General features: G+C 58.6%; 15 protein-coding genes. 9 read left to right on the top strand and 6 right to left on the bottom strand.

The genetic code is table 11. The features are described 5' to 3' along the window. The first annotated feature begins 22 nt into the window (after positions 1-22). Positions 23-670 (top strand): GntR family transcriptional regulator, encoded by a 648-nt coding sequence (locus ACR3EM_RS13625; protein ID WP_480471198.1) that lies wholly within the window; start codon positions 23-25, stop codon positions 668-670. A 112-nt stretch (positions 671-782) separates the two neighbouring features. Then, entirely contained in the window at positions 783-1,913 is a 1,131-nt protein-coding gene (locus tag ACR3EM_RS13620) for a lytic murein transglycosylase (RefSeq protein ID WP_480471197.1), read from the top strand. Between the two features lie 4 nt (positions 1,914-1,917). Here ACR3EM_RS13620 and ACR3EM_RS13615 read toward each other — a convergent pair whose 3' ends face one another. Further along, positions 1,918-2,880 carry an acetyl-CoA carboxylase carboxyltransferase subunit alpha gene (locus ACR3EM_RS13615; RefSeq protein WP_480471196.1) on the bottom strand — a complete coding sequence of 321 codons (963 nt, stop codon included), beginning with the start codon at positions 2,878-2,880 and terminating at the stop codon, positions 1,918-1,920. 123 nt (positions 2,881-3,003) lie between these two features. Between ACR3EM_RS13615 and ACR3EM_RS13610 the strand changes: the two genes are divergently transcribed. Continuing rightward, positions 3,004-3,837, top strand: a complete 834-nt coding sequence (locus tag ACR3EM_RS13610) for an AraC family transcriptional regulator (protein WP_480471195.1) — start codon at positions 3,004-3,006, stop codon at positions 3,835-3,837. 1 nt (position 3,838) lies between these two features. Here ACR3EM_RS13610 and ACR3EM_RS13605 read toward each other — a convergent pair whose 3' ends face one another. Further along, positions 3,839-4,432 (bottom strand): LysE family translocator, encoded by a 594-nt coding sequence (locus ACR3EM_RS13605; RefSeq protein ID WP_480471194.1) that lies wholly within the window; start codon positions 4,430-4,432, stop codon positions 3,839-3,841. Between the two features lie 73 nt (positions 4,433-4,505). Between ACR3EM_RS13605 and ACR3EM_RS13600 the strand changes: the two genes are divergently transcribed. Together ACR3EM_RS13600 and ACR3EM_RS13595 are read left to right on the top strand one after the other, a co-directional pair. After that, positions 4,506-4,958: an Lrp/AsnC family transcriptional regulator gene (locus ACR3EM_RS13600; RefSeq protein ID WP_480471193.1), complete on the top strand. Its 453-nt coding sequence runs from the start codon at positions 4,506-4,508 to the stop codon at positions 4,956-4,958. A 144-nt stretch (positions 4,959-5,102) separates the two neighbouring features. After that, complete coding sequence (locus tag ACR3EM_RS13595; protein ID WP_480471192.1) at positions 5,103-5,645, top strand: PA14 domain-containing protein; 543 nt, start codon at positions 5,103-5,105, stop codon at positions 5,643-5,645. A gap of 49 nt (positions 5,646-5,694) precedes the next feature. Here ACR3EM_RS13595 and ACR3EM_RS13590 read toward each other — a convergent pair whose 3' ends face one another. Beyond that, on the bottom strand, positions 5,695-6,657 hold the full coding sequence (locus ACR3EM_RS13590; RefSeq protein WP_480471191.1) for an L-malyl-CoA/beta-methylmalyl-CoA lyase: 963 nt from the start codon (positions 6,655-6,657) through the stop codon (positions 5,695-5,697). Between the two features lie 295 nt (positions 6,658-6,952). On the opposite strand from ACR3EM_RS13590, the gene dgcN reads away from it, so the two are divergent. From dgcN to ACR3EM_RS13575, 3 genes are all read left to right on the top strand, one after another. Then, on the top strand, positions 6,953-7,954 hold the full coding sequence (gene dgcN, locus ACR3EM_RS13585; protein WP_480471190.1) for an N-acetyltransferase DgcN: 1,002 nt from the start codon (positions 6,953-6,955) through the stop codon (positions 7,952-7,954). A 73-nt stretch (positions 7,955-8,027) separates the two neighbouring features. Next, positions 8,028-8,993: an N-acetyl-D-Glu racemase DgcA gene (gene dgcA / locus ACR3EM_RS13580; protein WP_480471189.1), complete on the top strand. Its 966-nt coding sequence runs from the start codon at positions 8,028-8,030 to the stop codon at positions 8,991-8,993. Between the two features lie 47 nt (positions 8,994-9,040). Further along, positions 9,041-9,901, top strand: coding sequence for a D-amino-acid transaminase (locus ACR3EM_RS13575; RefSeq protein ID WP_480471188.1), 861 nt, complete (start codon positions 9,041-9,043; stop codon positions 9,899-9,901). A gap of 105 nt (positions 9,902-10,006) precedes the next feature. Here the strand turns inward: ACR3EM_RS13575 and ACR3EM_RS13570 are convergent, their stop codons facing one another. The 3 genes from ACR3EM_RS13570 to ACR3EM_RS13560 all read right to left on the bottom strand — a co-directional run bounded on the left by ACR3EM_RS13570 (position 10,007) and on the right by ACR3EM_RS13560 (position 11,492). Then, the gene (locus ACR3EM_RS13570; RefSeq protein WP_480471187.1) at positions 10,007-10,321 is read right to left on the bottom strand and encodes a DUF1244 domain-containing protein; all 315 of its coding nucleotides are present in this window, start codon (positions 10,319-10,321) and stop codon (positions 10,007-10,009) included. A gap of 106 nt (positions 10,322-10,427) precedes the next feature. After that, positions 10,428-10,667: a DUF6868 family protein gene (locus ACR3EM_RS13565; RefSeq protein WP_480471186.1), complete on the bottom strand. Its 240-nt coding sequence runs from the start codon at positions 10,665-10,667 to the stop codon at positions 10,428-10,430. A gap of 87 nt (positions 10,668-10,754) precedes the next feature. Then, on the bottom strand, positions 10,755-11,492 hold the full coding sequence (locus tag ACR3EM_RS13560) for an N-formylglutamate amidohydrolase (protein WP_480471185.1): 738 nt from the start codon (positions 11,490-11,492) through the stop codon (positions 10,755-10,757). 118 nt (positions 11,493-11,610) lie between these two features. On the opposite strand from ACR3EM_RS13560, the gene pyk reads away from it, so the two are divergent. Further along, positions 11,611-13,056 carry a pyruvate kinase gene (gene pyk / locus ACR3EM_RS13555; protein WP_480471184.1) on the top strand — a complete coding sequence of 482 codons (1,446 nt, stop codon included), beginning with the start codon at positions 11,611-11,613 and terminating at the stop codon, positions 13,054-13,056. Positions 13,057-13,172 lie beyond the last annotated feature (116 nt).

Raw genomic sequence — 13,172 nt, 5'->3', positions numbered from 1 at the left:
GGATTTGTGATCACATAAACCCATGCTGACCACACGTACTGCCGACTCTCACACTGCTACTCATGATCGTGTTTATCGCGCCCTGCGCTCGCGCATTATGCATGGCGAAATCGCTCCCGGGCAGGCGTTGACCTTGCGCGGTATCGGCAAGGAGTTTGGCGTCTCAATGACCCCCGCGCGCGAGGCTGTGCGACGGTTGGCGGCGGAAGGTGCTCTGTTCCTGTCCACCTCCGGCCGGGTGTCGACACCGGAATTGACCAATGACCGGATCGAAGAACTGGCTGCGCTGCGCGCATTGCTTGAGGTGGAGCTTGCCAGTCGCGCCTTGCCGCGCGCCCATATGGCATTGATTGACCGGTTGCAAAGCATCAACATGAATGTGGCCGAAATGGTCACTAAGCGGGATGCAGTGGGCTATATCCGCTCGAATCTCGAGTTCCATCGTACCCTGTATCTGCGCGCGCAGGCCCCGGCGATGCTGGCGATTGCCGAGACCGTCTGGCTGCAACTGGGACCAACAATGCGCGCCCTCTATGGGCGGCTCAGACGCACCGAGCCTCCCCATTATCACCGCCTGATTATTGCGGCACTCAAGGCCGGGGATGAACCCGGGCTTCGGCTGGCAGTGCGTTCGGATGTGACGCAGGGGCTACGCCTGCTGGTGACCTGAGCGGCTTGTTGCCCATCGCCCTGACCTGCTCATTTGAGGCATAGCTCTGCTGGTCTGGATGGTCGGGCTGCGTTATCCTGATTGCAAATCACAACAAGAGCAGATTTCAATCATGATCAATCGTCGAACATTCTCCGCTGGGCTTGGGGCAAGCCTTCTGGCCGCCTGTTCAGGAGGCAGCGCTCCAAGCTCTGCCCCCGCGAGCCGCATGCGTGCCGTGCCTAACGCAGGTTGGGATGCCTGGGTTGCTGGCTTCAAGGGCCGAGCCGCCTCTCAGGGTATTTCGCAGACCACGCTCAATCGTGCCTTTCAGGGCGCGGGTTATCTGCCCGACGTTATCGAGCGCGACCGCAATCAGGTCGAATTCAAACGCTCGCTTGAAGATTATCTGGCTATCGCCGCCTCGGACGAACGGATCAGCACTGGCAAGCAGATGTTGGTGCGCCACGCGGGAACCCTGTCACAGATCGAAGCCAAGTATGGTGTCGACAAAGAGGTGGTTGTCGCCGTTTGGGGGCTGGAGAGCCGATATGGCGCGCGGCGCGGCGACGTGCCGGTGATCTCGGCGACCTCAACTCTGGCCTATGACGGGCGGCGCGGGGCATTCTTTGAAAAGCAACTGGTGGCCGCGCTGCGGATTATTCAGGAGGGCGACACATCGCCCGCCAATATGACCGGCAGCTGGGCGGGTGCCATGGGGCATACGCAATTCATCCCGACCTCTTATCTGGCCTATGCAGTGGATTTCACAGGCGATGGGCGGCGCGATATCTGGTCTGAGGATCCCACGGATTCTCTGGCTTCGACAGCCGCCTATCTGGCGCGGGCGGGTTGGGTGCGTGGGCAGCCCTGGGGAGGTGAGGCCGGCACGGTGTCCGGCACACCTGTTGCGGTGTTGCAACCGCAGACGCCCGGACCGCGCATCGCTGTGTTCCGCAACTTTCAGGTCATCAAGCGCTATAACAACTCGGACAGCTACGCGATTGGTGTAGGCCACCTGTCGGACCGGATTGCGGGGGGTGCACCGTTTCAGGCCTCGTTCGGGCCGGATGAAAACGGGTTGACGTTAGAGGATCGGAAGGAGCTACAGCGCCGTCTGACTGCCGCCGGGTATGATACGCAGGGCGCGGATGGGGTGATCGGTAAGAACTCCGAAGCCGCGATCAGTGGCTATCAGCGTGCGAACGGCCTGCCTGTCACCGGCAAGCCATCGGTCGATCTGCTGCGTCGATTGGGAGGCTGACGGCTTACGCCGCTAGGCCTTTAGAGCCGATATCGAGGAATTTCTGTCGGCGGTCCTTGATCAGGGCCGCCGCATCTTTGCCGTCTAGCTCTTTCAGCATTGCGGTGATGGCCGAACGCACCGACTCGACCGTCGCGGGGCGATCGCGATGCGCACCGCCTTTGGGTTCGGTGATGATCCGGTCACATACACCAAGTTTGTAGAGGTCTTGCGCGGTCAGGCGCAGCGCCTCGGCGGCTTCGCGCATCTTCTCGGCGTCTTTCCACAGGATCGAGGCGCAGCCTTCGGGTGAAATCACCGAGTAGACCGAGTGCTCCAGCATCGCCACGCGGTTCGCGGTGGCGAATGCGACCGCGCCGCCCGAGCCACCTTCGCCGATGATGACCGAGACCAGAGGCACCCCGATCTTCAGACACATCTCGGTCGAGCGCGCGATGGCCTCAGATTGGCCACGCTCCTCGGCCCCTTTTCCGGGATAGGCCCCGGCTGTGTCGATCAGAGTGATCACCGGCAGGCCAAAGCGGCCAGCCATTTCCATCAATCGCACGGCCTTGCGATAACCTTCGGGGCGGGCCATGCCAAAATTACGTTCGATCCGCGATTTGGTGTCACTGCCCTTTTCATGGCCGATCACCATGACTGGCTGGTCGTTGAACCGGGCCAGACCGCCGATCACGGCCAGATCGTCGGCGAAGTTCCGGTCCCCGGCCAGCGGCGTGAACTCGGTAAACAGCTCTTTGACATAGTCCTGACAATGGGGCCGTTCGGGGTGGCGCGCCACCTGGCATTTCCGCCATGGGGTCAGATCGGCGTAAAGCTCATCCAGCAGCTTGGCGGCCTTGGCATCCAGTGCTGCGGCCTCTTCGGTCACATCCATCTCTTCATTGGCACGGGCCAGCGCGCGCAATTCCTCGGCCTTGCCTTCGATCTCGGCCAGGGGTTTTTCGAAATCCAGATACTGGGTCATGACGCCTCTCAACGCGGAAGTTCCCTGCTATATGACTAAAGGTCGGCCCGGATGCAACTCAGCAAGATTTGTGGATCGATAATATGCGACTTCCGAGAAGGCGAGGAAGTAGGAAGAAAGCCCATGGCCACCAGCTATGAAGATCGCGTTCTGCGCGTATTGGCCTATATCCATGGCAACCCTGCAGGGGATCTGTCGCTGGACACTCTGGCCGATGTGGCCGCCATGTCGCGGTTCCACTGGCACCGGGTGTTTCGTGCCATCACGGGTGAAACCTGTGCGCAGGCGGTGCGTCGGATCAGGCTGCATCGTGCCGCGTGTTGGCTGGTTCAGACCGACGAGCCCTTGGGCAAGATCGCGTCCGACATCGGCTATCCCAACCTGAATTCTTTTGCGCGGGCCTTTTCCGAGGCCTACGGCAAAAGCCCCGCTGCCTTTCGCAGTGCCGGTCAGTTTTTGCCAGCTAACCCACGGTTCAAGATCGGAGATTATCCAATGCATCCCATTAGTACACGTATAGAACCCACCCGTCGCATCGTTGCCCTGCCGCATAAGGGTGCCTATACCGAAATCGGCGAAAGCTTTGAAGCGTTCAGCGCCTTGTGCGAATCCCGTCAGCTGTGGCCCCAGATTGGCCCGATGATTGGCATGTATTTCGACAGTCCAGATGATGTTCCCGAGCAGGACCTGCGCAGTTATGCCGGGGCTGAGTTCAGGGGTGACACAACGCCCGAGGGCATGGAGAGCCTGACCATTGCTGGCGGGAACACGGCAGTGTTGACCTTCAAAGGTCCATATTCAGGGCTTCAGGCCGCTTACCATAGTTTGTTCGGTAATTGGCTGCCTGAGTCCGGAGAGGAACCGGCGGATCAGCCCTGTTACGAGATTTACCTGAACGATCCGCGCGAAACTGCACCCGAGGACTTGCTGACCGAGATCTGCCTGCCGCTGAAATAGATCAAGGCCACAGCACCGGATACAGCGAGGCCACAAGAAGCCCCGCCATCGCCCAGTTGAACACCAACAACCGGCGCGGATTGGTCAGAATCCGCGCCATCTGTTGGCCGAGCACTGTCCAGACGCTGACCGATGGCAGATTGACCGCGCCAAACACGAGCGCGACGATTACGATGGCTGTGATCGTGTGGCCGGGCGTGTAGGCTGTGGTCGCCGTCAGCGCCATCGCCCAGGCTTTGGGATTGACCCACTGAAAGGCCGCCGCTTGCAAGAAGGTCATCGGCCTACCCGAAGCAGCCCCTCTTTGCGCCGGGGCGGCGTGGGCGATCTTCCATGCGAGATACAGCAGGTACAGGACCGATGCGATCTTGAGCAGCGTATAGCTGACGGGGAACCGATTGAAGACCTGCACCAGCCCGGCCCCGACCAGCAGCACCATGAACGTAAAGCCCAGCCCAATGCCCAGCATATGCGGGACGGTTCGGCGAAAGCCGAAATTGGCACCTGACGCCATAAGCATCAGATTGTTAGGCCCCGGCGTAATCGACGAGACGAAAGCAAATGCAATCAAAGCCAACAGGATGTCGTAGGTCATGCTTGGTATAATCTCGCCAAAGTGGGCAAATGTAATTGCGTTTTTGTGCGTTTGGGTGCAAATTTAGCAATAAATGGTGAATATAGATGAAATAAACCATCGAATATTGCGCGAGCTTTCTGAGGATGGGCGCATCAGCAATCTGGAGCTGGCTGAGCGTGTCGGCCTGTCCCCGTCGGCGTGCCTGCGACGCGTACAGGAACTGGAACGGACCGGCGTGATCGCTGGTTATCGCGCAGTGCTCAACCCTTCGGCCTTGGGTGTTGGCTTCGTCGCCTATATCGGCGTGGGGTTGGGAGAGCACACAAAAGCCGCTCAGGAAGGGTTTGAAAAAGCGCTTCACCGGGCCCCGGAAGTGGTCGAGTGTCACAATATCACCGGTACGATCGAATACCTGCTGCGGGTGGAGTGCGCCGATCTGCCGACCTACAAAGCCTTCCATACCGAGGTGCTGGGCACATTGCCCCATGTGACCTCAATCACGTCTTATGTGGTTATGGATTCCCCCAAAGACAGGCGCGCCTAGGGGCTATTTTGTGAAGTTTAACCACCTTGCCGGGTCGAATTTCACACCATAGAGTCATCATAAATACGTCGTCGGCAGGGGGATCGGCGCGAATTCAGGGAGATAAAGATGACCTTTCTCAGGACCGGGGCGCTTGCCGCTACCATGGCCGTGTTCGCCGGTGGTTGCTTTGCAGCGCCGTTGAAGCTGAAGCCAGCCAATCCGCAACCGAGCCCGAAGTCTGGGTTAAACGTAAAATATGCGTGGGAGGGAAACCCGCCTCGCAAGATTCAGAATTTTGGCAAAGTCGACCAGTTGCTGAAGAAAGCAAAGCCAGGTCAGCCGCTGCGAGGCCTTGATTACCGGGACACCAACGAGGGCGATCCGGTGCTGACCTTCAATGAAGCCTTCAATGTAGCAGCGGACATTACAGGCTATATCAGGTTTGACGCGGCGGGGGTCTACGAACTTGAAACATGGTCAAATGACGGTGTTGATGCCTGGATCGGTGGTCAGCAAATCGGCTATGTAAACGGGCGCCAGGGGTGTGAGGCCAACCAGCGCACCGAGGTCGAGGTACCGCAGGCAGGTTGGTATCCCGTGAAAATAAAGTATTTTCAGAAATATGGCACCTCGTGCCTGATGATGAAGTGGGGCAAGCAGGGCGAACGCTTTACCTGGACACCCAACGACGTTTTTGGGCGCTGAACCACGATCATAACTCAGATGAGGCGCCCTTTCGGGCGCCGATCTTTTGTCAGCCTCCGGCTGCGATCAGGTCCGACTGTGCCACGATTACTTCGGCCTGTTTGATCGAGGCAATGTCGACAAGACGGCCTTTGTAAACGGTTGCGCCTTCACCGTTGGCTTTGGCCTGTTCCATGGCCGCAAGGATTTCGCGCGCCTCAGTGACGGCTTCCTCTGAAGGCGTGAACACCTGATTGGCCAACGCAATCTGTTTGGGATGAATGGCCCATTTGCCGACCATACCCAGCGTCGCGGAACGTTTTGCCTGAGCGATATAGCCTTCGTCGTCCGAAAAGTCGCCAAAAGGTCCATCGACCGGAAGCACGCCATGGGTACGGCAGGCGGCGACGATCGCGGCTTGCGCCCAGTGCCAGGGATCGGACCAGTGCTTTTCGCCCTCTCGCAGCATGTAGTAGTTTTCCTGCGTGCCACCGATGCCGGTGGTTTGCATGCCCATCGAAGCGGCGAAATCCGCAGCGCCAAGGCTCATCGCCTGCAGGCGTGGAGAGGATGCGGCGATTTCTTCCACATGCGCCAGACCCGCCGCAGATTCGATGATAACCTCGAATGAGATTGGTTTGGTTCGGCCTTTGGCGTGCTCGATGGCCGTGACCAACGCGTCCACAGCATAGACATCGGCGGCGCAGCCCACCTTTGGGATCATGATTTGATCCAGCCGGTCGCCCGCTTGTTCCAGCACATCCACCACATCGCGGTACCAATAGGGTGTGTCCAGACCGTTGATACGGACGGACATGTACTTAGTGCCCCAGTCCACGCTGTTCAGCGCCTCGATGACATTGGCGCGGGCCGTATCCTTATCTGACGGAGCCACCGAGTCCTCGAGATCGAGATTGATGACATCCGTAGCCGATGCCGCCATCTTGGGGAACAGTTTGGTGTTCGAGCCGGGGCCAAACAGCTGGCAGCGGTTTGGCCGCGCCGGGGCGGGGGGTTGGATGCGGAAACTCATCTGGACCTCGCGTGAGTAATGAAATTGCGTTCTCTCGTTATGATGGGATATTAAATTGCGCAGCGGCACGCAAGCGCGATTGTGCATCTGCGGCAATGCGCGTGCAGCAACGGTCGCGAAGTGTGCTGAAATGAGTGCTTAAAGTTTGATCACTTTAAAAACTTCGAAGAATCTTGCTGAGTTGAGATCATATCTGCAAAATTTTTGCATGAATATCTCTGTTGTAAGGAGAATTCGAGAAACGCTCGCCAAATTGGTTCTCTAGTTTGGCTCGGAATCAAAGGAGTGCTGCGCGATGATCGAGACACCATATCTGTTGTTTTTGGGGGATGCGCCCGACCAACTGGCGGCCAAGGTTGCCGTTGGGATCAAGGACTGGCGGCCTGAAAACGCCGTAGGTCAGTACCGGATGGATGGCTGCAAGGCGGATCTTGGTCTCAAAGACATGGATCTGGTCGAAGCGCGCGAAGCGGGGGCCAAGACCCTGGTCATCGGTGTGGCCAACCGGGGCGGGGTGATCAGCCAGGATTGGAAAAAGGTTCTGGTCATGGCGTTGGAAGAAGGTTTCGATCTGGCCTCGGGCCTGCACAATCTTCTGCGCGATGAGCCCGATCTTGTTGCTGTGGCCGAGGCCACCGGGCGCAAGCTGCATGATGTGCGGGTGCCCGAAGTCGACTATCCGATCGCAAATGGCGTCAAACGTACCGGCAAGCGTTGTCTTGCCGTGGGCACCGATTGTTCGGTCGGCAAGATGTATACGGCCATGGCAATGGAAGCCGAGATGCGCAAGCGTGGAATGAAGGCCACCTTCCGCGCGACGGGGCAGACCGGTATTCTCATTACCGGCGATGGCGTGCCCTTGGATGCGGTCGTTGCCGATTTCATGGCGGGTTCGGTGGAATGGTTGACTCCGGACAATGACGAAGATCACTGGGATCTGATCGAGGGGCAGGGATCGTTGTTCCACGTCTCTTATTCGGGTGTGACCATGGCCCTGATCCATGGTGGGCAACCGGACGCGCTGATCCTATCGCACGAACCAACCCGTGAACATATGCGGGGTTTGCCCGGCTACCAACAACCCTCGCTGGAGGCGCTGCGTGATACGGCGCTCAACCTCGCGCGTGTTGCCAACCCCGACTGTCAGGTTGTTGGTGTCTCGGTGAATACTCAGCACATGAGCGAAGAAGACGCATCGGCCTATCTTGCACAGATCGAGGCCGATATGGGCCTGCCAGCAACAGACCCGTTCCGCTTTGGCTCGGGCAAGCTGGTCGACGCACTGGCCGAGATGTGATCTGAAGGACACGCGGGTGGCGGGCAATGTCCGCCACCGTCGCGTATTTGGGAAAAGATGAAGGAGCTGGCTCGTGCAGGTTGAAGTCTCTCGCGATGTGTTTCGGCTGGCGCAGGTGTTCACCATTTCGCGTGGCTCACGAACCGAGGCGCAGGTGTTGACCGTTCGGATTACGGACGGGACTTATCAAGGGTGGGGTGAATGCGTGCCTTATGCCCGTTATGACGAGACTTTGGATTCTGTTGAGGCCGAGATTGCCGGTCTGCCCGGTGAGTTTTCGCGGCACGCGCTGATGGAGCTTCTGCCCGCAGGGGCCGCACGCAATGCGGTGGATTGTGCGCTGTGGGATCTTGAGGCCAAGCGCGCGGGCAAACGGGTATGGGATCTGGCCGGATTACCGGTGCCGGGGCCCGAGATAACGGCCTATACTCTGTCGCTGGATACGCCCGAAGCCATGCAGGCGCAGGCCGCGCAGAATGCGCATCGTCCTTTGTTGAAGATCAAGCTTGGAACACCTGATGACATGCCGCGGCTTGAAGCGGTGCGTGCGGGTGCGCCAAAGGCACGGATCATTGTGGACGCCAACGAAGGTTGGTCGGCTGCAGTTTATGCCGATCTTGCGCCGCATCTGGTGCGACTGGGGGTGGCCTTGGTTGAGCAACCTTTGCCAGCCGGAGAAGACGAGGCCCTGATCGGAATGGAGCGCCCGGTCCCCGTTTGTGCGGATGAATCCTGCCATGACCGCGCCAGCCTGCCCGCGCTGAAGGGTAAGTACGACGTCGTGAACATCAAGCTGGACAAAACCGGAGGCCTGACCGAAGCGCTTGAATTGCGCAAGGCTGCGCTGGCCGAGGGGTATCGCGTGATGGTCGGGTGCATGGTCGGCAGCTCTCTGGCGATGGCGCCTGCGACCTTGTTGGCGCAGGGTGCGATGGTAACAGACCTTGACGGGCCGCTTCTGTTGGCCGAAGACCGAGCTAACCCGCTGACATTCGATGATGCCGGGGTGCATCCGCCAAAGGCAGCGCTCTGGGGGTGACGGACACCCGGGAAACGGGCGAAGCCCGGAGACGAAGAGGAAATGACATGACCCGCACCGTTTACGTGAATGGCGAATACCTGCCCGAGACCGAGGCCACGGTCTCGATTTTTGACCGGGGCTTTCTGATGGCTGACGCTGTTTACGAAGTGACCAGCGTTCTGGGCGGCAAGCTGATCGATTTCGACGGCCACGCGGTGCGCCTGAAGCGTTCGCTCGACGAACTGGATATGGCAGCGCCCTGCAGCAAAGACGCGCTGCTGGACATCCATCGCAAGCTGGTCGAACTCAATGAGATCGACGAAGGCCTGATCTATCTTCAGGTCACACGCGGCAGCGACGGTGACCGGGATTTCGTCTTCCCCTCGGATGATACCAAACCGACGCTGGTTCTGTTTACGCAGAACAAGCCTGGCTTGGCCAACAGCCCAGCGGCGCAGAAAGGGATCCGTGTCATTTCGATTGACGATATCCGCTGGGGTCGCCGCGACATCAAAACAACCCAGCTGCTCTATCCGTCACTGGGCAAGATGATGGCAAAGAAGGCTGGGGCTGACGATGCCTGGATGATCGAAGACGGCTATGTGACCGAGGGCACCTCGAACAACGCCTACTTCGTCAAAGACGGCAAGATCGTTACGCGCCCGCTGTCGAATGACATTCTGCATGGCATCACCCGTAAAGCGGTTTTGCGCATGGCGGCCGAGGCACAGATGGTGGTCGAAGAGCGTCTGTTCACCATTGATGAGGCGAAACAGGCGGAAGAGGCCTTTGTCACTTCGGCTTCGACATTTGTGATGCCAGTCGTCGAAATTGATGGCGAGACGCTCGGCGAAGGCACGCCAGGTCCCATCGCAAAGCGGTTGCGCGAGATTTATCTGGAAGAGAGTCTGAAAGCCGCTGTTTGAACCGGTTCTGGAAAAGGCCTGCCGCAAGGAATGCGGCAGGCCTTTTTCGTTCGACAGTAGGGCGCGAAGGCGCAGGGCGGGCTTTACGCCGCTGATCGTTAGGGCTCAGCCCTGTTTCCCCACATTCTCTTCAAAGGCGACCTTGAAAGCGGCCTGTTTCTCGGCGCTGGCTTCGGTCTGATAATTGGCCTTCCACTCATCCATGGTCATGCCATAGAAGATCTCGCGCGCCTCATCCTTGCCGATCTCGATGCCCTTTTCATTGGCCGCTTCCTGATACCAGCGCGACAGGCAGTTTCGGCAGAACCCGGCCAGATTCATCAGATCGATGTTCTGCACATCGGTGCGGTCTTCCATCAGATGTTTCTGCAGCCGACGAAAGGCAGCCGCCTGAAGTTCGATTTCGGTTTGCTTGTCCATGTTCTGGCTCCGAAGGTTTGTTTGCTAAGCCTGACCTAGCAATCCGGCGGCCATGTTACAATGAAACGAAAGGCGTATGAGCCCACCGGGACAATAGTTCTGGATATTACGCCAGTTTAAGTGCGATCCACGGCATCAGGCTGAATGTGATCGTCAGGATCTTGAAATTGGCAAGATACCGAAAATAGGCGCGCTTCACGTCGTGCTTTTCCATTTGGAACATTCTACCGTGTATACCGGCAATCCAATCCTGCAAGGCCACAACCATTAGTGTGCTGAACAGCAACACGCCGATGTTAAGGACTGTCATCCAGCCGAAGACGGTGGTCAGGAATTCCTGCGTCATGATCGCCTCCTTTCGTCCAATATATGTGTATCGGCGTCGACGCTCACAATGTCGTGAGCCGTGAAAGCGACCAGAGGCGTCCCTATGTCACAGCCCGCTTTCCGATAGTGCGTCCTGCAGAACAACGGCAAGCCGTTCGGCCCAGTGCCGCTGTCCGTCGTGATCTGCAATCAGGTCGTTGCGCAACTCGATCAGTGCATTGGGGCGGCCAAAAGTGGTGCAGTGCTTGTCGATCGCGTCACCCGGCAGCGTGCCGGTATAGGGCTCGTTGACGCCTACGCACAGATCGCCCTCGGCCTCAAGCCGGTTGATCAACGGGCGTGAGAAGCGTTCATCCGGGGTGTGCAGAACGCCGATATGCCAGGGGCGCGGTTCTCGGCCGCGCAATTGGCGGGTGAAAGAATGCATCGACACGATCACCGCATGCGGCAGGGCTGCCAGTTCAGCCAGTGCGTCGTGATAGGGCCGGTAACACATGTTCAAACGCCGTTCGCGCTCAGCCGCATCGGCGTGACGGTTTCCCGGGATAATCGAGCCGTCATACAGCTTCATCAGCAGGGTCGGGTCGTCTTCGCCTCGGTTTGGGTCAATCACAAGACGCGAGAAGTTGGCTGCAATGACAGGAGCGTTCAGAATCTCCCCCAGATGCTTCGAAACCTCGTAGGCCCCTACATCATAGGCGATATGGCGTTCCATATCTTCACGTGGCAGGCCGAGGTCACCGGCATTGATATCCGGCGGCACCATGTTGGTCGCGTGATCGCAGGTAATCAGCCAGCGCGACGGGCGATCCGCGCCGTGAACGAAAAACGGAGAGTATGTCATGAACCTGTCATCTTGTTTGCCGCAGGTGTAGGACAGTTGCTTCGGAAAGGGAATTGCGCAATAAGCAGCCTGAGAACTGTTTGCGGTAACATTTGGACGTTTGAGGAGAACTTGATCGATGCGACGCCTGAGAAACGTGAAGATCGTGGCGACGCTGGGGCCAGCGTCCAATGACTATGACATGATCCGCGCCCTGCACGAGGCTGGGGCGGATGTGTTCCGACTGAACATGAGCCATGGCAGCCACGATGAGATTCGCGAACGCCACCGCATCATTCGGCAGGTGGAAAAAGACCTGGACAGCCCAATCGCAATTCTGGCCGATCTTCAGGGGCCCAAACTGCGCGTTGGTGTGTTCGCCAATGATGCTGAAGAGTTAGAAGAGGGTGCGACCTTTCGGCTGGATCTGGATCCGGCACCTGGTGATGCCGGTCGTGTCTGTCTGCCGCACCCCGAAATTTTTGCCGCGCTGGAGGTTGGCGCGCGGCTGCTGGTCAACGACGGCAAGATTCGCCTGATCGTTCGAGAGTGTGGTCAGAATTTTGCGAATTGTACCGTTGAGGTCGGTGGCACGATCTCGAACCGTAAGGGTGTGAACGTCCCGGACGTGGTGCTGCCCTTGGCAGCGTTGTCGGCCAAGGATCGGGACGACCTGGAATTTGTATGCCAGCTGGGTGTGGACTGGCTGGCGCTAAGTTTTGTGCAACGCGCCAAGGACGTTTTTGAGGCGCGTGCGCTGGCCGATGGCCGTGCGTCGATCCTGTCGAAGATTGAAAAACCAGCTGCGGTCGAGGCGTTTGACGACATTCTTGACGCCTCGGACGGGATCATGGTTGCACGCGGTGACCTGGGGGTCGAACTTCCAGTCTCTGCCGTGCCGCCAATTCAGAAGCGTCTGGTCCGCAGATGCCGCAGTGCCGCCAAGCCGGTGATCGTGGCCACGCAGATGCTGGAGAGCATGATCGAAAGCCCAATGCCCACGCGAGCCGAGGTCTCGGATGTCGCCACCGCGATCTACGAGGGCACGGACGCAATTATGCTCAGCGCGGAATCGGCAGCCGGTACCTATCCGATCGAGGCCGTTCAGACCATGAACAAGGTGGCGATCGAGGTTGAGGCCGATCCGACCTACACCCAGATTATCGCCGCCTCGCGCACGGCGAAGGGCACGACGGTCGCGGACGGGATCGTTGCCGCCGCACGTGAGATTGCCGAGAAGACCGATATCAAGGCGATTTGCTGTTTCACCCAAAGCGGCACGACCGCCTTGCTGACCGCGCGTGAACGTCCCGGCGTGCCGATCATCGCGATGACCCCGGCCACTGGAACGGCGCGTCGCCTGTGCCTCAGCTGGGGGTGCCACTGTGTCATGACGCCCGAACTGGAGCGCTTCAAAGGTGCCGTGGTCAGCGCTGCTCGTGCCGCGCGCGCCGCGGGATTTGCATCAGAAGTTGATCAGATCGTGGTCACTGCCGGTGTCCCGTTCAACGTGCCCGGCACCACCAATATTCTGCGCATTGCGCCTTGCGATGAGCGGCTGATCTACAATACGGACCCGGGTTGAGCTCGGGTCCGCAGGCTAACTTTCAGTTCGACACTTCCGTGTATGTCAAACTATTAGGCAAAAAATATACTTATTTATCAATAGTATATTTGATTTCGGGTTGTGCTCGGCAATTA

The organism is Ruegeria sp. AH3, assembly GCF_056536265.1.
The sequence above is the reverse complement of the archived record's forward strand: the minus strand, read 5'-3'. Positions and strand labels throughout refer to the sequence as shown.